The sequence below is a fragment of the Siphonobacter sp. SORGH_AS_0500 genome (assembly GCF_002838835.1).
In the GTDB taxonomy this organism is placed as follows: Bacteria; Bacteroidota; Bacteroidia; order Cytophagales; family Spirosomataceae; genus Siphonobacter.
Genome location: NZ_NHPP01000002.1, coordinates 171,903 through 193,091 on the forward strand (window position 1 = coordinate 171,903; position 21,189 = coordinate 193,091).

At 45.6% G+C, this 21,189-nt stretch carries 17 protein-coding genes; 4 read left to right on the top strand and 13 right to left on the bottom strand.

Going from position 1 to position 21,189, the window contains the following annotated elements; translation table 11 throughout:
* Positions 1-23: 23 nt before the first annotated feature.
* The 9 genes from BWI96_RS02850 to BWI96_RS02890 form a co-directional block, all read right to left on the bottom strand.
* On the bottom strand, positions 24-632 hold the full coding sequence (locus BWI96_RS02850) for a hypothetical protein (RefSeq protein WP_157830191.1): 609 nt from the start codon (positions 630-632) through the stop codon (positions 24-26).
* 50 nt (positions 633-682) lie between these two features.
* Positions 683-874 (bottom strand): hypothetical protein, encoded by a 192-nt coding sequence (locus tag BWI96_RS02855; RefSeq protein ID WP_106635352.1) that lies wholly within the window; start codon positions 872-874, stop codon positions 683-685.
* Between the two features lie 224 nt (positions 875-1,098).
* Positions 1,099-1,641 (bottom strand): GtrA family protein, encoded by a 543-nt coding sequence (locus BWI96_RS02860; RefSeq protein WP_232793551.1) that lies wholly within the window; start codon positions 1,639-1,641, stop codon positions 1,099-1,101.
* 22 nt (positions 1,642-1,663) lie between these two features.
* Positions 1,664-3,064, bottom strand: a complete 1,401-nt coding sequence (locus tag BWI96_RS02865) for an NADH-quinone oxidoreductase subunit N (RefSeq protein WP_106635184.1) — start codon at positions 3,062-3,064, stop codon at positions 1,664-1,666.
* Positions 3,065-3,106: 42 nt separating this feature from the next.
* Entirely contained in the window at positions 3,107-4,552 is a 1,446-nt protein-coding gene (locus BWI96_RS02870) for a NuoM family protein (protein WP_106635185.1), read from the bottom strand.
* A gap of 13 nt (positions 4,553-4,565) precedes the next feature.
* Positions 4,566-6,485, bottom strand: a complete 1,920-nt coding sequence (gene nuoL, locus BWI96_RS02875; RefSeq protein WP_106635186.1) for an NADH-quinone oxidoreductase subunit L — start codon at positions 6,483-6,485, stop codon at positions 4,566-4,568.
* Between the two features lie 63 nt (positions 6,486-6,548).
* Positions 6,549-6,872, bottom strand: a complete 324-nt coding sequence (gene nuoK, locus BWI96_RS02880) for an NADH-quinone oxidoreductase subunit NuoK (protein ID WP_106635187.1) — start codon at positions 6,870-6,872, stop codon at positions 6,549-6,551.
* Between the two features lie 320 nt (positions 6,873-7,192).
* Positions 7,193-8,185: an aldo/keto reductase gene (locus tag BWI96_RS02885; RefSeq protein ID WP_106635188.1), complete on the bottom strand. Its 993-nt coding sequence runs from the start codon at positions 8,183-8,185 to the stop codon at positions 7,193-7,195.
* A gap of 252 nt (positions 8,186-8,437) precedes the next feature.
* Positions 8,438-9,964 carry a serine hydrolase gene (locus BWI96_RS02890; protein WP_106635189.1) on the bottom strand — a complete coding sequence of 509 codons (1,527 nt, stop codon included), beginning with the start codon at positions 9,962-9,964 and terminating at the stop codon, positions 8,438-8,440.
* A 65-nt stretch (positions 9,965-10,029) separates the two neighbouring features.
* Here BWI96_RS02890 and BWI96_RS02895 point away from each other — a divergent pair, with 65 nt between their 5' ends.
* Positions 10,030-10,485 (top strand): lipocalin family protein, encoded by a 456-nt coding sequence (locus BWI96_RS02895; RefSeq protein ID WP_106635190.1) that lies wholly within the window; start codon positions 10,030-10,032, stop codon positions 10,483-10,485.
* A gap of 147 nt (positions 10,486-10,632) precedes the next feature.
* On the opposite strand, the gene BWI96_RS02900 is transcribed toward BWI96_RS02895, so the two are convergent.
* Positions 10,633-11,517, bottom strand: coding sequence for an HD domain-containing protein (locus BWI96_RS02900; RefSeq protein ID WP_106635191.1), 885 nt, complete (start codon positions 11,515-11,517; stop codon positions 10,633-10,635).
* Positions 11,518-11,702: 185 nt separating this feature from the next.
* Between BWI96_RS02900 and BWI96_RS02905 the strand changes: the two genes are divergently transcribed.
* From BWI96_RS02905 to BWI96_RS02915, 3 genes are all read left to right on the top strand, one after another.
* Positions 11,703-12,437 (top strand): hypothetical protein, encoded by a 735-nt coding sequence (locus BWI96_RS02905; RefSeq protein WP_232793552.1) that lies wholly within the window; start codon positions 11,703-11,705, stop codon positions 12,435-12,437.
* Between the two features lie 178 nt (positions 12,438-12,615).
* Positions 12,616-12,888: a hypothetical protein gene (locus tag BWI96_RS02910; protein ID WP_106635193.1), complete on the top strand. Its 273-nt coding sequence runs from the start codon at positions 12,616-12,618 to the stop codon at positions 12,886-12,888.
* Between the two features lie 30 nt (positions 12,889-12,918).
* On the top strand, positions 12,919-14,487 hold the full coding sequence (locus tag BWI96_RS02915) for a calcineurin-like phosphoesterase family protein (RefSeq protein ID WP_106635194.1): 1,569 nt from the start codon (positions 12,919-12,921) through the stop codon (positions 14,485-14,487).
* 272 nt (positions 14,488-14,759) lie between these two features.
* Here the strand turns inward: BWI96_RS02915 and BWI96_RS02920 are convergent, their stop codons facing one another.
* From BWI96_RS02920 to BWI96_RS02930, 3 genes are all read right to left on the bottom strand, one after another.
* Positions 14,760-15,227, bottom strand: coding sequence for a GNAT family N-acetyltransferase (locus BWI96_RS02920; RefSeq protein WP_106635195.1), 468 nt, complete (start codon positions 15,225-15,227; stop codon positions 14,760-14,762).
* Between the two features lie 57 nt (positions 15,228-15,284).
* Positions 15,285-16,028: an SDR family NAD(P)-dependent oxidoreductase gene (locus BWI96_RS02925; protein ID WP_106635196.1), complete on the bottom strand. Its 744-nt coding sequence runs from the start codon at positions 16,026-16,028 to the stop codon at positions 15,285-15,287.
* Positions 16,029-16,119: 91 nt separating this feature from the next.
* A complete protein-coding gene (locus BWI96_RS02930) occupies positions 16,120-21,123 on the bottom strand; it encodes a hypothetical protein (protein WP_157830193.1) in 5,004 nt (1,667 codons plus the stop codon).
* Positions 21,124-21,189 lie beyond the last annotated feature (66 nt).

Consider the following 21,189-nt stretch of genomic DNA (forward strand, 5'->3'; position numbering starts at 1 on the left):
CGGACGTATCAATAACGTTGATTTTACTCAGGTCGTACATCAGAGAGCTGAACCAGGGCTTCCGCCGGAACGGTGTACTGACGACCGTTTTGCTGATCGGTGCATAAAAACCGGGTTCGGCGTCGCTGGTGTTTCATAAAGGTACGATTCCCCAGCAAGAAAATCTGATTTTCTGGTACCTCTGAAAGCCGTAACGTTCCTTCGGGATGTCGGTCGTATCGTCTCAGGGCCTGGTATAGGGGAGCATGAGAGGCCGTAGCTGCCTTCGGATCGCAGGAATAGTCCAGTAAAGGTGCCAGAATATCAACGGGAAAAATGGATTCCGTCATGACCGGCTTTAATAATTCCCGAAACGTTTTTTTCCAGGATCTTCCGTGTGGGGCTACGCGGGTTCCCCATTGCAGACACACCCGCTGGTGAGCCACTTCATGGAGATAGGTAATGAGAAAGGCGTAGGCATTCATATTACCGTTCACTGAAATGCGATGGCCTTTGCTGGAGCAATAGCTATAGTCACCAAACTTCGTGCGTCGGGGCCGGGAAACGTGGAAATGAAAAGGATGTTCCTGCCAGAGTTGCAGGCAATAAGAAACGGCAAGGGAGGGAAGATGCTGGCGTAAGAGAGATTCCATCCAGTAAAAACGACAAAGCCTTACCTGAGGGCAAGGCTTTGGCTGTGTTCCTAATCTACAAAATTATTTTTTGCAGTGTCAGCAGCAGTAGTGTCAACAGCAAGAACTGTGTCAACAGCAGTAGTAGTATCAACAACTACAGCAGAAGAATCAGTAGACTCAGTAGACTCAGTTTTCTTTTCTTGGCAAGCTGCCAGAGAAACCATTGTGCCAAGAAGGAACAGGGCGAACAATTTTTTCATTTTTGTGATGATTTTAGGGTTTATTGCCGAGACAAAGTTGAACCCGAATTCTGAATAAAGCAAGTGGGCTTTTAAGGTTTTTTTAAGGATTTTAACAAAAAGCACATATTATCTTTATAATGACCTATGAATTCTGTAAATAGTTCTATTAATTAGCTTCTGAAACCTTAAAATTTGATAAATTTTTTTAAAACGCTCATTATGGAAGAGTAACCAGAAGGGCGTTATTCAGGAATACCTTTCAGATAATCCTTGATTCGGTCATAAAAGCCGGTTGATTTGAAAGTAAAGGTTTTATGGAGTATGTAGTTACTTACGAAGCTAAGGCCCATCCCAACCAGTAGCCCGCCAAATTCCTTCACATTGATGTTGCGTGATTTTTCAGAAAGAAAATCCAGTGGAATGCGGTAATAGAGATCACCGGGATGGGAAGCATTCAGTAAGTGAAAACCCAGACTTGATCCACCTACAGTAATGAAGAAAGAAACAACCGCAACCAGCCCAAACTTGACCATCTCCCGCCGGGTCTGGCCTGATTTCTTGGCATCAAAGGCAAAAAGTTTAGTTAAGGTAAATCCTACAACGAAAGAGACTACGTAACCGCAGGCAACAGAAGCATTGTAACTCATAAACTCCCGGAAATAACCACCAGCAATAATCTGAACGGCAGCTCCGGTTCCGGCAACTAGAAAGTAAGCAACTAAATCACGAATGTTAAGTAATTTAGAATTTTTTTTCTCCAAAGGTTGAGCGAGGGTTGTTTTCAAGTGTTGAAAATTGACGTTAATACTAAAAGAATCTATTCACCAGGTCCGGGAATAATCCAAATAGGAGCGTCAGAACCGTAGTGAACAGCAAAGTTAGTTTAAATCCACTGCTTACGATAACTCCTTCGTTGTCACTTGGTTTTAAATACATGGCAATTATTACCCTGAAATAATAATAAATGCCGACACATGACATCAATACTGCGATGACTAACAGGGCGGTAAGATTAGCCTGAACCGCTGCGGAAAAGATAAAAAATTTACCCCAGAAACCTGCCGTTAGTGGAATCCCTGCCAGAGAAAGCATCGAAACGGTCATAATAAAAGCTAATAGCGGATTGGTTTTAGCCAGACCATTAAACGCATCATAACGTTCGTCGGGATTTCCTTCATAAGGTTTTCGCTCCGAAACAGCGATTAATACCCCAAAGGCAGAAATAGTGGCAAGCGAATAGGCCAGTGAGTAAAAAAGAATAGCCGATTGAGAACTGGGTACTTTAGCAACTACGGCCAGCAGCAGATACCCCGCATGAGAAATGCTGGAATAAGCCATCATGCGTTTGAAACTGATCTGATACGCGGCTGTAATATTTCCGATTAATAAGGTTAAGACGGCTAATACGGCCAGTGTCTGGGCCCAGAAACCATAAGAACTGGCAAAAGCGATGGAAGCGAGTTTGTAAAGAGCCGCAAATCCAGCCGTTTTAACCACGGTTGACATGTAAGCCGTAAAGATCGTAGGTGCTCCTTCGTATACGTCTGGGGTCCAGAAGTGGAACGGTGCTACGGACACTTTAAACAACATGCCAAAAAACAGCAGCAGTAACCCGATGTAGAGCAGGGGAGAAACCGAGCGATACTGGGTTGCCGTTTGTACATAAGTAGCGATGGCTCCGAGTTTAAAAGAACCCGTGGCTCCATAGATCATGGCTAATCCGAAGAGTAAAATACCCGTGGCGAATGAGCCCATGAGGAAATATTTTAAAGCGGCTTCGTTGGAACGTAGGTTCCGTTTGTCCGTTCCGGTTAGAACGTACATGGCAACCGAGAGAATTTCAACCCCAATGAAGAGCATGATGAGGTTTTCAAAACCAATCATCATCAAAGCACCCGTGACCGAAAAAAGAATAATGGAATAATATTCGGCTGGGTGCGTATATTCTATATCGTCGCCAAAATTTCTGGAAATCCCGACGACTAATACCGTAGTAAGCAGAACAATGACCGAGAAGCTGACGAACAGGTTATTCACCCGTAGCATATCCGAAAAGTATAGAGCCTGCTGGTTCCATTCCTGCGTAAGTAAAGCCAGAGCTACGAACAGAAAAACAAGCGTAGCAGGCAGCAAAATCAGACGGGATTTCAGGAAGCCAAGGAATAAATTTAATATGCCAAAAAGAGACAGAGATATGATCGAGAGCATGTCTTGAATGCTTGAGAGTAAATGAAAAAATACCGCTTCGTCTTACTTCAGGGTGCGTAGCAACTCGGCAACGGCTGGTTCGGTTAGTTTCAGAAATGCATTAGGAAACAGACCAATCCAGAATACAAAAACAGCCAGCGGAAGCAGAACCAGAATTTCATTAAGGTTCAGATCCGTGAATTGCTCGGTAGCGGTGGTTTGCAGTCCAAACATGGATTTCTGAACCATACGAAGCATATAGACTGCACCGAAAATAATGGTCGTTCCGGCCACGATACCGATCCAGGTGTTATAAGTAAAGACGCCTTTTAGCAGCAGAAATTCACCAATGAAACCATTCGTCAAAGGCAGGGCTACGCTACCTAATACCATGATGATAAAGAAGACGCTCAATACGGGAGAGTTTTGAGTAATACCTCCTAACTGGCTCAAATCCCGGCTTTGCGTGCGGCTGAAGATGATTTCGATAATGAAAAACAGCCCGACCACATTAATACCGTGAGCAAGCATTTGAATGAGGGAGCCTTGTAACCCGTCGAGGGTTAAGGAGAAAATACCTGCCGCCATCAAACCTACGTGAGCGAAGGATGAATACGCTACGAGTCGTTTCATATCCTGTTGCTGAATGGCAATAATAGAACCGTATACAATGCCCGTTACGGATAAAATCACCGCTACCAGCCCCCATTCCTGAACCCCTTCGGGAACGATGGGTAATACGATTCGGATGAGTCCGTAAGTACCCATTTTCAGCATAATTCCGGCCAGTAGCATAGTCGCTGGTGTGGGCGATTCCACGTACGTATCAGGCTGCCAGGTGTGGAAAGGGAATACGGGCATTTTAATGGCAAAACCAATGAACAAAGCCCAGAATAATACACTCTGCTGAGCGGCTGAAAGCTTTAATTCATAAAAAGCTGAAAGTAAAGAGCTATGCGAACCAGGCGTCTGGAGGTACAGATAAACCAGGCCCAGTAACATGAATAATGAACCGAAAATGGTATAAATGAAAAACTTGAACGTTACCGGAATTCGATTTTCTCCGCCCCAGGAAGCCGCAATGAAATAAATGGGAATGAGGGCTGCTTCGAAGAAGAAGTAAAACAGAAAGGCATCTTTTGCCACGAAAACCCCAACCAGAGCCGATTGCATCATCAAAATGAGGGCATAAAAGGCGGAAGGATTGCGGTAACTGTGATTAAAGGTGGAAAGAATAATCAGCGGTACCAGTAACGTGCTGAGTAATACTAGCAGTACGCTAATGCCATCGATGCCAATAGCAAACCGAATACCAGCGGATGAAATCCAGTCATAGCTTAAGGAAAACTGACTCGATGTATCGGCTTTAAAGATGGAAAGAACGTAAACGGCTAAGGCTAATTCAACCAGTGAGGCGATCAGAGCCACTCGCTTGACGGCTCCGCCACGTAAACCCAGCAAAACCGCTGCCAGGACCAGAGGAATCAGTATCAGGATGAGGGTAAGCATATCTTTATTTTACTTATGCGTTGAAAATCAAAGACCGAAGGCTATAAATGAGAATGGCAGCAATACCCGTCACCATGATGAAGAGGTAAAAGCTGGTGGTACCGGTCTGTAATAAGCGGAACTCATTGGAAAGGCCTTTAACAAAATTACCCAGACCTTCAACGCCCCCCTTATTTAAAATGATCTGGTCGGTAACGCGGTAGAAAAAGCCGGATAAGGCCTGCGTTGGTTTGACGAAAACGGCGTTATAAATCTCATCGACGTAGTACTTATGGTAGATGAGTTTCTTAAGGCCCGTAATTTCTTCGTCGGGTTCGGGAACGGCGTTACGACTGACGTATAGGACAAAAGCTACAATGATTGAAAGCACAGCTCCGGCTACTGAAACGCCCATGAGTGTTAACTCCGTTGAATGATCTAGATGAACCCCTGCAAACGCTTCCGGATTAACCCGTTTGGAAAGTTCGAAAATGGGGTCGAGGAAAGCGTCGAGTTTAGCGGAACCACCAAAGATGGCAGGCACATTCAGGAAGCCACCTAATACGGATAAAACTGCCAGCACCATTAACGGTAAGGTCATGGTAAGGGGCGATTCGTGCAGGTGATGTTCCTGTTCGTGCGTTCCTCTGAACTCGCCGAAGAACGTCAGGAAAAGCAGACGGAACATATAAAAGGCCGTCATCATGGAACCAAATACCGCCAGGCCCCACATGAGTGGACTGTGTTCGAATACATGAGCCAGAATCTCATCTTTCGAGAAGAAACCCGCAAAAGGAGGAATCCCGGAAATAGCGATGGTTCCTAATAAAAAGGTCAGAAAAGTAATGGGTAGTTTCTTGCGTAAGCCTCCCATCGAACGAATGTCCTGCTCGTCGCTCATGGCGTGAATAACCGAGCCTGCACCAAGGAATAACAAAGCTTTGAAGAACGCGTGAGTCATCACGTGGAAGAAGCCCGAACTATACGCTCCAACGCCCAGACCCAGGAACATATACCCTAGTTGAGAGACAGTAGAGTAGGCCAGTACTTTCTTAATGTCATTCTGGAAGAGGCCAATTGAAGCCGCTAATAGAGCCGTTGCCAGAGCTACCCAGGCAATGAGGTGAAGCGTATCAGGAGCGAGGGTATAAAGAATGTTGGAGCGAACAATCATGTAAATCCCGGCAGTTACCATCGTGGCCGCGTGGATCAGTGCCGACACGGGCGTTGGACCTGCCATGGCATCGGGTAACCAGGTATACAGCGGAATCTGGGCAGACTTACCCATTGCTCCGATGAACAGACAGATGGTAATCCAGAAAATTCCCTGATCGCCAATGCTTAACTGAGCCGCGGCTGGAAAAACACTGGAAAATTCCAGACTCCCGAATTGGTTAATAATCAGAAAAATCCCAATCAGAAAGCCTAAGTCCCCAATCCGGTTCATCACAAAGGCTTTGCGGGCGGCATAACCGTAGCTTGGATTCTGATTCCAGAAACCAATGAGTAAATACGAGCAAAGTCCCACGCCTTCCCAACCAATGAACATGATGAGGTAATTAGAACCCATCACCAGCAGGAGCATGAAGAAAAGGAAGAGATTCAGGAAAGCGAAAAACTTGCCAAACCCTTCATCGTGGTGCATGTAACCGATGCTGTAAAGATGAATGAGCGAGCCAATTCCGGTGATAATCAGCATCATAATCAGCGAAAGCTGATCGATCTGAAAAGCGAAGGAAATATTCAGGTTACCAACCGTAAACCAGTCGTAAAGAGGAATGGTCTGAGCTTCGCCCGAAAAATTAAGGAATAGGCTTGCTACGATCACAAAAGAAGCCAGCGAAGCTCCGGTTCCGATGAGGCCTACCAGAGATTTAGGTATCCGGCGGAAGCCTAACCCATTAATTAGGAATCCGAGGAAGGGTAATAAAGGAATGAATAAGGCTAAATTCATAGTTCAGTGGAGGTAAAGACGTACTTGCTTACTCGTTAGTGAAGGGGCCGAAAAACAAAGGATTTACCACTTGATTTTATTCATCAAGCCCACATCTAGCGAACGGATGTTTCGGTACAGCATAACAATAATGGCCAGACCAACGGCCACTTCCGCTGCGGCGACGGCCATAATAAAAAACACAAACACCTGCCCATTCGGATCGGAACGGTACGTCGAGAAAGCGATGAGTAACAAATTAACGGCATTCAGCATTAACTCCACCGACATAAAAATAATGATGGCGTTGCGACGGGTAAGCACTCCAATAATGCCGATAATGAATAAGGCCGAAGCGAGGTAAATGTAATATTGAAGCGGAATTTTCTGGACAACTTCTGGGATCATGCCTTCGCTAATTGAGGTTACGGCGTAGAAAGCTATGAAACACTTCTTTACGTACGCTGTAACGAGTAGAGGTTTTTTCTCAATGAGAAGTTACAAACTGGAAATGTTATAACTACACTTTGAATAGTGATGTGGCAAAAATAGTAGTTTTCCCCAAACCGTCGCAATGCTCTGTGAGCTTATTGGACAGTTTTTTTGCAAAAGAGTAAGAATAGAATGGATATAAATAAGAATTGTACTAAACGCAGAAAATGGCTCAGAAAGGCAAAAAAAGCCGAAGTGGGCACTTGCCTACTTCGGCGTAATAAACATAATTCTATCTAAATCAGGCTCAAATTGGAGAGGTGTTTGTTGATGACACCTATCTCTTCTGGCGATAATGAAATGTGAATCGACTGAGCATTCTGGATGGCTTGTTCCGCATTGCGGGCACCCACCAAAGCAACGGTAATACCGGGTTGTTCGATAGTCCAGCGGATGACTAACTGAGACAAAGTAGCCCCTTTCTCTTGAGCCATCGGACGAATTTCGTCGAGAAAAGCGTTGATTTTTGTCAGGTTCTCAGGCTGGTAAAATCTTGATCCCGAGCGGGTATCACCTTCACCAAACTGATGCCCAGGCTTGATTTTACCCGTCAGAATGCCTCGTTGCAGGGGGCTGTAAGCAATGATCGCTTTCTGACGAGCCATGGCATAAGGAACCAGTTCTTTTTCGATGGAACGCTCTACCATGCTGTAAGGTACCTGATTAGAAGCCAGCGAGAGCGTTTCTTCGGCTTCCATAAACTGAGCCGTGGAATAATTACAAACTCCGGCGGCCCGAATTTTTCCCTGTTTTTGTAAAATGTCCAGGGCTTCCATCGTTTCACTGATCGGTGTGGTGCTGTCGGGCCAGTGAATCTGGTACAGGTCGATATAATCCGTTTTCAGACGACGAAGGCTGTTTTCGCACTCCTGAATGACGCTATCCTTGCCAGCGTATTTATAGACGTCAATTTCCTGGCCATCGTTGTTCTGCGTGTGAAAAGCAAAATCGCCCTGCTTCACGTCCCAACGCATGCCAAATTTAGTCAGAATCTGAACCTTATCACGGGCAACGCCCTGAAGTGCTTCTGCAACGATTTCTTCACTAACCCCCATACCGTATACGGGAGCAGTGTCAATGGAGGTAACTCCTTCATCGAGTGAGGCCTTAATGGCTTCTACGGCTTCTTTTCGATCGGCTCCGCCCCACATCCATCCGCCAATGGCCCAGGCACCAAACGTTAGGGCTGATACCTGCAAGGCTGATTCGCCTAATTCTCTGTACTTCATGTGACTTGAATTAGTTTGAGGTTTAACGTTTCAAAGGGGAGTAAGGTTTGAGAAAATGTAAATTGCCGTGTTGTGTGGAGTTTAAGGTTTGAGTGTGTTTGATTATGGTTTGAGGATGTTTTAGAACTGCTTCGGGAGGTTTGATCTCATGATTAAATTCATCAGTAAAAGAGTTTACATAACTCTAAAACCCATTGACCAAAGGCATTCAAACCATAATCAAACACACTCAAACTTTATTCCAACAACTCTTTATTTCACTTCTCGTAAATCCAACTGCTGGATTAGGGCCGGGTTTTCGGGGGATAGGGTGAAATACACCAGTACTTTTCCTTGCTCACCTTCCATGATGAAAGTGCCCCGTAGCTGATTTTCAGGAATTAAATCGCCTACTTTTACAATTTTTCCGACTTTGCTGAATAACTCTTCGGAAGCCTTCTTGCGTAAAGCCAGTGATTTGTCAGGAAAGAAGTTTTCGGCAAAAATGGGGTAATGGCTGGCCTGATTCCAGTCTTTCAGCACCGAAACCAGGTCTTTTTTTCGCTGATTCAGGATTTTGGAAACAGGTAATTGTCGTTTCTTCAAATCAGCCGAGGCCAGAAGCGTTTCAATGATTTTGGTATTAATCAGGCCCGCGTTGGCGTAGGTAAGGTTAGCGTAGGTAATGACGCCGATGCCGTATTCGGGTAAAATCCGCCAGTTGCTGCCAAAGCCGGGTAAGCCTCCGCTGTGCCCAACGGTAGTAATCGCGTCTGAATCCCGGGTCCAGCGAAGGCCATAGGCGTAAGCTGAGGAAATGGAGTAAGGCGTGCCATTGGCTTTTAGAGAGGTACTTAAACCAGCAAAATTGGCTGGTTGCTGCATCTCCCGCACCGAACTCCGACGGATTGGGCCGGTGCCGGCTTCACTGCGAGCGGGCCAGGCCGCCAAATGAAAAGAGACATACTTACTGAAATCTTCTATCGAAGTTAATAAACCGCCCATGGCTCCGTAGGCACCATCCGGTAATAGTTTCTCTTCGACAAATTTTTCGTTTTCCCAGCGATACCCGTGAGCCAGTAACTCAGGCTCAACTTTGGAAAAGTCCCATACGGTATGGGTCATACCTAAGGGTTTAAGAATTTCCTTAGTAATGTATTCCTGATAAGGCGTTTGGGTAACGACAGTGATAATGCGGCCTAACATGGCAAAACCCATGTTGCTGTATTCGTACGTTATACCGGGAGGGTTTGACAAAGAAACGCCTTTCCCCAGCATTTTCAGAAAATACGCGTCGGCAATGGCAAGCTGACGATCACCCCAGGGGTTATCTTCGGGAAAACCAGCCGCATGGGTTAGCAAATGCCGGATTGTAATAACCGGAGCATCGACGGTTAACGCAGGCGTTTTTTTGACTTCAGGAATATATTGCTGAACCGGATCATCCAAACGCAGCTTGCCTTCATCGCGTAGCTTAATGATAGCCATGGCCGTAATACTTTTGGTCATGGAGGCAATTCGGAAGAGCGATTTTGAGCTAGCTGCCGTCTTCTGAGCCAGGTTGGTTGAACCGAAACTATGGCTGTCTATCAACTGCCCATCGACAACAATGCCGTAGGTTAAGCCTGGGAAGTTATTTTTCCGAAATTCTTCCTCTACCTGTTTTTCGATGGCAGGTAAAGCACTTTTAATTTTTTCGAGACGGTCTGGGTCCGTAAACACCGGAGGCTGGTATAAAGTCTGAGCCTTGCTGGTAAGAACCGAACCGAAGAGGAGAAGGGCCAGGTATCGTTTTTTCATAAGGGAAGTTTGAATGATAGGCGAATCTACGATCTAAATCTGTTTTATCCGCAATTCCATCAGCTATGGATTCTTTACTAAAAGTTATCGTCGGAACCTGGTTCATTTGCAGTACCAATTTCCCCATGTGGCTGAAAGGCAATAAGCATAACCCCACCTTCACCTATACCCCCGTTCCTGAAAAGCCCGGCGTCTTGCTCGACGAGGTAAAGTACCAGAAAAAAGGAAAGAAAAAAACGATTACGGGTTATGATTATCCTGACGAGAAGAAACCCAATGCCTTTATTTGGCGGGGAAAGGGCTTATTGGGTTTACTGAAAAGCAAATGGGAGGTTCGGTTAATCGACCCTCAAGGGCAATGGGCCGTGATTTACTTTTCAAAGACCTTATTCACGCCCGAAGGTGTGGATATTATCAGTCGGCAACCCCAACTTTCACCGGAGTTACTTCAGGAAATTAAAAGGCAAATGGCCGCTGACTCGTTGCTACGTGCTCAGGTATCTTCGCTGAAAGACCTCTAGTAATGTTTAGGGTTGCAAAAGCTGTACTTTACGGTTCATAAGGCACGTGATGAATCACATTTCTGGTGTAAGCTTTCTGTAAATCAAGCACAAACACTAGATAAAAGCGAAGGTTGAACTTCTGCTACGAATCGAAATAGTATTACATCAGGAAGGAATCGTGTTAAGAAAATAAGTCTTACCTCCCTGAATTATTTCGGGATTTAACTCTCTTTTCTTGACGATAATAGTGCTTGGTATCGCTGGATCAAAATCGGTCATAGTTCTGATTCGTTCCAGCTTTATTTTGGTATACATATCGAATTCGAGGAGATTAATGATGTGCTGATCGTCCTGAAAAAAATCACTTTCCAGTAATAATTTCCGACCTAATCCTTCTCTTAATAACTCCGCAAATTTCTGATTAGCAAATAGATTTTCTTTTTTGTGAAAATAATCTTCATTCAGAATAGTGTAGCTGGCTTTGATCCAACGGGCAGACTCTTTGGAAGTTACTACCATTCGGTTTTCATGAACCGATAAGTGGGAAAGAAAAAAATCAATTTCAGTCGAGTTTATTAACTCAGCGTGATACAAATCCCGTAAAGTATAGTCCACCCGGTCGGCACATAATCGGGGCAAAGGCTGTTCCAGTAAGGGAAAATTTTCTTGAATGAATTGCTGGGAAGTATACCCGTTTGCTTGAAGAATAGAAGAAATTTCAGGATAAGAGACAAAGGTTTCGTACCATTCTTCGTGAAAAGATTCGTCCCTAATGTCTAAGACGTAATCAATTACGTGCGAGAAAGCCGTATGGGAAATGTCGTGCAAGAGGGCTGCAATCTGTTCTTTTTCGTCACCACCAAGCCTCCTGATTAGTAACATAACACCGATGGAATGCTCATAACGGGTATGCTGTAAGCGGCTGTCTACCAGAAAATTAGCCCCGCCCTGATGAATGGTTTTTAATCGCTGGAATAGTTTACTCTGAATGATTTCTGCACAAACGCCCTCAATTTCATAGGAACCATATATCGCATCCGTATACTGCATATTTTCTCGACTAAGGATAAGATTAAAATTTACGTAAAATGGTGAGAGACAGCTTTACGTCTTTTTCTTCTTGCGTTATATCAATCCATTGTCGGGGGTTTTAGTTCTGTTAACTCCCTGAATGAATGTTCTGGCTAGCATTTTTTGGAAATAAATTCACTGATTCTAAACTATTACTTCTCGTCATGAAAAAGATTTATTTGCTGTGCTTCGCTTTACTAGGTCTGACAACGGTCCATGCTCAGATCCGCCTGGATGTAGAATCAGGGCTGGTTTTAGGAACAAATTATAACAAGATTCGCATACCCAATCAGGGCGGTACACTGGTGGATATTGCCAAAGAACTGAATGTAAAACCTAAAGTATTCTTCCGCCTCCGGGCCGATTACATTATTGATAACCGCCATCATATTTCAGCTTTATATGCTCCATTGACCGTTCGTTATGACGGGAATTTTTCGCAGGATGTTCGTTTTAATGCTACCACTTTTGCGGCTAATCGTCCCGTTACGGTTGACTATACATTCAATTCCTACCGCCTGACGTACCGCTATGATTTTGTGGCCAATGAACACTGGCGAATAGGGGCGGGTCTGACGGCCAAAATTCGGGATGCGAAGGTGCGTTTTAAGAACGAAGGACAGGATACGTATTTTGATAATTTTGGTTTTGTCCCCCTCATTAACTTTTATGCAGGCTGGAAACCTACCGAACGCTGGGGCTTACTGATTGAAGGCGATGCCTTGGGTTCGAAACAGGGACGGGCGGAAGATATTTTTGGTGGTATTACCTATGCGTTAGGCGAGCAGGCAAACCTAAAACTGGGTTACCGGGTAGTAGAAGGAGGAGCAGATGTAGATCGGGTATATACGTTTAACTGGATTAACTACGTCTCGGTGGGGATTGTGGTAGAGTTTTAACGCTCTGCCTCAACGGTGAGGAAGTCTGCACATTTCAAATAGCTCTGGATGACAATCCGGGGCTATTTTTTGTATCGTTCGTTAGAAGTATTTCAATATTAAAAGATTATGAAGCCGCTTAACGAAAAAATAACTTGGTTAAGCCTGGATTAACGCTTCAATTTTGTGGGGTAAACACATGCATTACTACGCCATGCTTCCCAAGTTTTTATTATCAATGCCCGCTGATACAGACGTTGATTACGTCCTGCACACGGAACAACCTTCGTTTTTGATTCGCGTTGAAAAAAACGAAGAAGATCAGCCCGTTCTTACCGAAAAAGCCATCGTTCGCTGGTATGATAGCAAGCCTGCCCAGTCGGGTGTGCTCGATGAGATTCTCGAAGAAATGATGGAGTTTCTGCTCGAAGAGTACGACTTTATTTCTGACGAAGAAGACTGGATTGAATAATACGTTCCTCTGATTTCTGAATAAAATTCTATGTTAAATCGACTGATTGCGTGCGGAATTGGTACGCTGTTGTGTGGTTCAGTTTTTGCTCAGGGCCAGGTAAAAGGCTTTGTATACGAAGACCAGAACGGTAACGGCAAGAAGGATAAAAAAGAAGCGGGACTTGCGAAAGTGGCCGTATCTAATGGTCGTGAGGTAGTTTTGACCGATGCTCAGGGTAAATACGAGTTACCCTTAGGTCAGGATCAGACCATTTTCGTGATTAAGCCCTCCGGGTATCGTCTGCCGGTGAATGAGTTTAATCTGCCTCAGTTTTACCGTCATCACAAGCCGCAAGGCTCGCCCAAAACGAAGTTTGCGGGAGTAGCGGCCACGGGAGCCCTTCCTAAGTCAGTGGATTTTGCGGTAATGAAGCAAAACGAACCTACTGATTTCAAAATTCTGGTTTTCGGAGATCCTCAGGTATATTCCGAAGAGCAGGTAAGCTTTTTCAAGAAAGGAATTATCGACGAAGTAAAGACCAAAACCGAAGGTGTTCGTTTCGGCATTAGTCTGGGGGATGAAGTAGGGGATAATCCTGAACTATATCCTTCCTATAAGAAAGCCATCCAGCAGTTGGGGCTGCCCTGGTTCAATGTCATGGGTAATCACGACATGAACTACGATGCTCAGGCGGATAGTTTGTCGGATGAAAGCTTCGAAGCCGCTTTTGGTCCGAATAATTACGCTTTTAACAGCGGAGATGTTCACTTTGTCGTCCTGGATAACATCCTCTATCCCGATCCTCGGGACGGGAAAGGGTATTTGGGTGGTTTGCGTCCCGACCAGTTAGACTTTATTGAAAATGATCTGAAACTAGTTCCTAAAGACAAGCTGATCGTTTTCTGTTACCACATTCCTCCCATTGAAGAGTTTCGCCCGGAAGACCGTCAGCGGATGTTTAACGCTCTGAAGGATTTTCCTCATACGCTCTCCCTTTCAGCACATACGCACTTCCAGTTACACCATTTCTTTGGTAAGGAAGAAGGATTTACCCGTGAAAAACCGCACCACGAGTATAACGTAGGAACAACCTCGGGCGACTGGTATTCCGGTGAAATGAACGAGAAAGGTGTACCCGTTTCAATGATGCGGGACGGCACCCCGAAAGGTTATATGTTCCTTTCATTCAAAGGGAATGAATATGCCTTTGATTACCGCGTAGCAGGACAGCCGGAAGATTATAAGATTGGCATTCATGCTCCGAAAGTGATTGCTCGTCGCCAGTCGGCGAAGGGCGAGGTGTATGCTAACTTCTTTCAGGGCAGTGAAAAAGATCAACTGGAATATCGGCTGGATGATGGAAGTTGGAAAGCCATGACCCAGGTGGCAGAACCCGACCCCGTCATGCTGAAAACTCGCTTACGCTGGGATGAGGCTACGGAACCTTTGAAGGGGATGCGTCCATCCAATCCGGTAACCTGTACGCACTTATGGAAGGCAGCTCTGCCCGGTAATATGGCGGAAGGCAATCATACGATTGAGGTTCGGGCGAAAGATGCCTATGGTCGTACGTTCACCAATACACAAAAAATACAGGTTGTCGCTTCGGCTGAATAACCATGGATTGATGTAAAATTAAAATCCCGGAAGCTCAGCTTTCGGGATTTTTTGTTGATTTAGGAGCGACTGCCTAAACGTGAATAATTTCTCCGATTCTGTCATCCAGAGCGACTGCGAGGGGTCATGGAAAACTTTAATAATCCCAAATCGTCACCATTGGTGAAGGTTTGGGAAGCAGACTCTGAGTCTTGGACGGTCTCTGAAAGGAAAATAGATCAATCATACCCGTACTCTGATTCAATCAAACTACGGGCATGATCAGAAGGTATTTACGAAATCTTCGAATGATGCTGATAGGTCATGTAAGTATGGGGAATGCCGTCTTCGATATATTCCATTCCCGTAGAGATAAAGCCTAAAGAAGTATAGAACTTCACCAGATGGGTCTGAGCTCCAATTTTAATCATGTGTGGACCAAACAGGCGGCGGCAGTAGGCAATGGAAGCTTCCATCAAACGCTTGCCTAAACCTGAACTACGAACGGCAGGAGAGGTAACTACGCGGCCAATGGCTGTATAGCCTTTAAAACAAACGTCGCGATCAAACAGACGGGTGTAAGCAATAAGCTTTCCGGTGTCGTCATCCTTGCCCAGGCAATGCCAGGCTTTGGGGTCGTTTCCGTCAATATCCTGATAAGGGCAATTCTGTTCAACCACAAACACTTCGGAACGAAGTGCTAAAATTTCATACAATTCCTGGACGGTGAGTTCGTGAAATTGCTTTAAGTCAAATTGCATAGATGGAGAAGATACGTTAAGAATAGGGGATTCTAAAAAGACAGTGCCGAAGTATTTTTAATAAGGAGAAGGACTTACGCTGGTCCAGCCGCCGTCTACCACGAGTGTCTGGCCCGTAATATGACCCGCTTCGGGCGAAGTTAAGAACAGGACTGCTGCTGCAATGTCTGCTACCGTAGCGGGTTTTTTCAGAGGCGTAATCCGCGACCAGGTGGAGGTATAATCTGGGTCATCGAGTGTTCGTTCGGTGAGGGTTGCTCCGGGAGCTACGCAGTTGATCGTGATACCATAGGGCGAAAGCTCCGTTACCAGTGACTTCGCCAACATTTGAAGGGCTGCTTTGGTCATGCCATATGCTGCAAGATACGCATGCGATTGCTGTCCTGTTACCGAAGACATCAATAAAATTCGTCCACCCTGACCTTGGCTTCGCATTTGTAAGGCGGCCTGTTGCGTGAGAAAAAAGTTACCCCGAATATTGAGATCCAGCAGTTTTTGAAGGGAGTCGGGCTGGTACTCAAAGAAGTCGCCGAAGGTAGTGATTCCCGCGTTGGCTACTAAAATATCCAGCGATCCAAACCGGGTAACTGCGGTTTGAACCAGTCGTTTGATGAATTCAACATCGGAAGCGTCGCCCGCTAGAATCTGACAATTTCCGCCTTCTGACCGAATTCGGGCCGCCGCATGCTGAGCCATGATTTCGTCAATGTCATTCAGCAAAACGGAAGCTCCGCGAAGAGCCATTTGCCGACAAATTTCAAAACCAATGCCCTGAGCGGCTCCGGTAACAATAACATTCATAGTGTAAAGAGGTATAAAGCGGCTCGTAAAGATAAAGCCTTAACTAAGTAATCATAAAAAGAGACGAGTGTTCACCCGTCTCTTTTACAAACTAAAAACCCGTTTTCTTTTCTGCCGGTTTTTTTACCGGAGCGGCTTCTTCGGTTTCTGAAAGCGAAGTAATCTTTTTGGTTTTGGTAGAATCGCTGGCTACCGGCTTTTTCACCGGAGCCTGCACGATTGCCTTTTTATTCTTCGTTTTGGATTTTTTACTTTTCGGGTCTTCCAGAATTTCTTCTACAGGCTGATCGTCCGATTCTGCGGCTACTTTCTCTTCGGTAACGGCTTCTTTTTTAACTGCTTTGGGTTTTTCGCCCGTAACCTGTTGATGGGCTTCTGTCGGCTCTGCTTTTTCCTCTTTGGGCTGAGCCGCTACAACGGGTTTCGGTTTACGGGGCTGACTGCTCGAACGAGGGCGATACATGGTGCTGAAACGGTCTACGAAGTTATTTTTATCTTCCTCCGAAGCGATTCTGATTTTATTATCCTTGCCCGTTTTAGCCTGTAACTGTCCGTTGAAATCCTGATCCGAACTATACACTTCCGTAGTGCCCTGAACCAATGCCAGGTAATACCAGACATCTGGATTTAGCTCAAGGTAGAAGAACAAGTCATCCATACCACCTGGATTTTTCCGAATTTCCAAGGCTCCGTCAAACTGCCCGTTAATGTCGGTGGTACCGAGGTTAGACACCCCAATTTTACCAACATTATAAAAGGCCTGATTTTCGGGATTATAACGCATACTCAGATTAGATAACACCGCTGTAGCTGCAAATTTCGGCGAAAGGGAAGCCAGCGGAACGTTCGCTCCATTGGTCGATTTCTGCGTGAATTGTTCGGCAGTTTTGCCACCTGCCACGTTTGCAATTTTCAGTAATAAACGATCAAAGTCGGGCTCGGCGGCTTCCTCGCTAATCTTTTCGTCCAGATTGGTTTTGACAATTTTGTCTCCGGCAATGTTCATCACCGCAGCCGGAATGGACGTATTCAATACTAACAAGGTATTGAAAAGATACTTGGTGGAATCGGGAACGAGCCGTGCGTAACCTGCCGACTGTACGGCTGTAGCCGGCGAGAATAACTGAATAGGCCCTTCAAACGTAATTATCTTTTTATTGTCATTGAGAACGTATTTCGGACCTTCCAGTGTTTCGTCATTCGCCCGAACGTCGCTGGCAATTGTTAATTGATTCGTCTTGACATCATCCCGCAAACGACCACTGGCGGTGAAAATATCCGCATCCTGAGGATTAACTTTTGGTGAAAGGAAACTCAGGTATAAACCTTCGCCACCAAAGTGCAGACCCGTATACAGAGGGGTCTGACCATCTTCGGCTTTCAGGCCATCCACGCTCAAACTCAGACTGTCACCCGTAGAACCTTCGAAGGGAATCCAGGAGGGCTCGGCAATTTTACTTTTCAGGCGTGTTTGAATGGCTCCCTTGAAGGTGAGGCCCGGATTGGCCGCTACCATCGTGATATCGCCTTTGTAAGCCAGTCGGGGCGTGAGCAGGAAGTTATTCTCTTCGCTAACTCCTGAGCGGGCCACTGTTCCATAGCTCAGACCGGAATGAACGGTTTTTTCGGCTTTATTCTTACGACTTGGTTTAGCCGAAGCAACGGCCTGACTGTTAGTGACTTCCCGGAATTCGAAGGCATCAATTTTTAACTTAGTCGTATCGCCTTTGGAACGGATGTATTGGTAAATCGCATCCCCTTCGAATTTCTTAGCTGAAAGAATCTGAATATTTCCGTCGGATAAATGGTGGAATTCATTAACCGTATCCGCCACTACGCGAGCCTTTTTCAACGGAATCATTTCTGCATCCTGTTTGATGGATACCAGCCCTTTGTTAGGAATGATCTTGGCATCCGCTGACTTGATGTAAGGAACTCCCTTAATATTCAACGTCATTTTATCAATTTCGTACAGTGCTTCCGCTCCATTAAAGGCCAGCCCCTCCTGCGATGGATTCGTCGAAATGAAAGTCGAACTGTTTACATTACCTTTCATGGTAATTGTCTTTTTGGCAATGTCCCAGTCGGCCCGGTTAATGGTAGTAGTGTAAGCCGCGTAAGGGAAAAACAGACTTGACGAATCTTCCAGCGTCGCGTTTTTGGGCGTTTGAATGAGGGCATTCTGAGCTGCTGTATTGAAGGTGACGTCTACAGCCCGGCCCAACAGGGCAGGTTTCTCCCCAGTGCCAATCTGAATCTGAGCCCGTTGAGCAATGAACTGGTTTTTGTTAAAGGAGAAATTTTCGGAGCTAATTTCCGAATCTTTTCGCTTCATTACCCCTTCGCCAAACAGTCCGGTAGAACGCACTAATAAGCTTCCTTTCAGTTGTGAACTTCCATTATAAAAGTCCAGCGAACTTTCTTTTTCTGTAATAACCAGGCTATCTACCTTAGGTAACCATTTCATTTCGTAGGATTTGAAAGCTACTTCGGGGAAATAAGCTTTGCCAACGGTTCCTTCCTTAATACGCCCGGAAGTACCCGTAAAGCTAACGACCGAGTCGGGGGTTAACACAAACTGTTTGCCTTCCAGCGAGGTCGTCAACGTGCTTAAAACACCATCGGCTTTCAGTCCATTATTGTCCATCGTTAGCGTGCCGGTTACTTTCAGATTACCCTTGCCTTCGTACAGTTTCAGGCCCGCTTCGGGGACTTTATAGGCAAAGCCGAGGGAGTTATCGGGCATGGTAATCAACTTCGTCTGAATGGGGGGCAGAACGCCATCGGAGTAGAAGGTTCCTGAAAACTCAATGTCCTTACTTGTTAAGCTGTCCTGATCAATTTTGGGAATTTTGAAGTAAACCTTTCGGTTATACGCTCCGGCGAGTCGGGTGGTATCATCAAAGTAGATGTTAACCCCATCCTGCACAACCAGTCGCGGAGCACTGGGTTTTTTCCCGGATTTATTATTGGGCTTTCCGAGGTAAAGTTTACCCGAACCGTATTTCAAATCCTGACCAATTTCCTTCGAGTTTTTCTTTCCTTTCATCTGTTGAGGAACGAAGGTTACGGTATCAAGTTTATCGAGATTTACGTAAAACTGCTCGTAATTAAAATTAAGATCGCGGCCTTTAAAGCGGAAATTATCCAGCTTCATTTCGCCATTGAAAACAAACGAGCGGTTTTTACCTACCCGAACTACCTTGTCGGCGGGACGAATGAAAATCTTCAGTGAATCACTTACTTTGAAGGGAGCTACACCGCGAATAGTCAGGAAGTTATCTTTGAAATTGATGGAAGCATTGGCTAAACTATCCCGATCAGAACCAGCCTGTGTGGAGAGAATGGCGAGGTTATCAAAATCCTTTTTCGCCAAGGCTACCTGCAAGTAATGTTGACCTTTCGAGCTGAGCCTGACCTGATCGGTATCAGGATTATAGTCAATAAAACCTTGCTCAATGGGCGGAATCAAAGCGTCCCGCATAAGCTTGCCATCGCGTTTGTAATGAGCCGCGAGTTCGTCCACGGTAATAGCCGAAATGCCTTTTTGCTTGAGGCAATTAGCCAGAATGGTAACGGGGTGAAACCCCTGCGGACTGGTCAGTTTTTCGTATTGGGTGGATTCATAATAATCCACCGATTCGAATCGGGCAGGGACGGCATTTTGTCCTGAAATAATATCAAACTCCAGGTGTTTGCTGGGTAAACTCCATTTGGCCGCATCGGCCCGAATGGCAAATCCGTGATAACTATCGCTGAAGGATGCACTGCGATACCCCCCGCGTTCCTGACGAGCCAGACGCAACTGCTTGGTCTGCGTGTTATACGTCATGCGAATGGACGGGTGCGTAAGTGTATCGCCCGTGGGATAATAGCCCGTAAACTGCACTGCGGGGCTGTAAATCAGTGAATCACTTAACTCAAAACCTTTACTCTGTGCTTTGAAGGCTACTTGCCCATCCTGCTGAACGGTAATAATAGCTCGTTTCCCATTGGCGGCAGCACCATAAGCTTTCGACCCAATGAGAGCAAAACCTCCGCGATACGTAAGGTCTTTCCCCAGGTTTTTGATTTCTACATCCGCCTCTTCTGACTGAAACTGAGGCTGGGTGATAGGTGCATTCGCGTGACGCTTCCGGCTTTCAAATCGGAAGTTTCCTTTCACGGGGGTACTCAACCGTTCTTTATAGGTCAGTGTGGCTTCATCGGCGAATAATCGTGGCGTCTTTACTAAAATTTTATAGGATTTCAGATCAACGCCCGCCTGATTCAATTCCCCAATATTCCAGGTATAATGACCTGACTTACCATAGATTAATCCTTCTTTGATCCCTAAACTCAGCGTCGCTTTGTCAACCACAAACGAATCCTGAGCAGTGACCATCGAAAAGGAAGCATCCTGTAAATCAAGTACGGGCCCGGCAGCGAGCGTTTGGGGCTGTGGAAGAGCCTTAACGGCCTCGGTAACGGCTACGGGCGTGTCCCAACTGGAATCATCCCAGCTAGTAGTATTGCCCCAGCCATCATCCGTAGGCTCATCAGCGGGTTTGTTTTCGGTAGGAGTGGCGGGTTTGGCCGCCTCGTCCGTTTTTGAAGTGCGATAATCGAGCGGCTGGTCAATGAAACGAAAATTAAATTTGCCGCCTGAAGTATAAAGCTTATTAAAGTTTGACGTAAAAAGTTGTCGAGAAGTTAAAAACAGCCGCGAAAAATTGAGGTAACTAAGATAGCCTTTGCTATCGCTGGACTTAAAGGTTTTTTCGGTGACTGTTAGGAAGTTACTTAAATCCGTGCCCTTCATTTGCTGCGTCTGCACGGCTGCGTTCAAAGCCTGAAACCAGGGTAGCAAATAAGGCGGCTGCTTCATATTTTTCGCAATCATAGCTTTAGTAAGAGCCATTACCTGCGTTTTCTGATCTGAACTCATGCTGGCCCAGGCCGTATTGAAGTCGGCTCCCAACTGAGCTTGCCCAAACGAGGTCAGAACAGTCTGAACGTCCTGAGCAAAAGGCTCGGGCTGATCGGAAAATTTAACCTGCTGAGCCAATGAAACATGCATCGTCAGGCAAAAAATAAAAAGTAGTGCTACTCGCATAAGACTAAAGGGTTGGCCTTCCATACCCTGGAAAACAGTCGAAAGCTATTTCTGTTTCCAGTACGA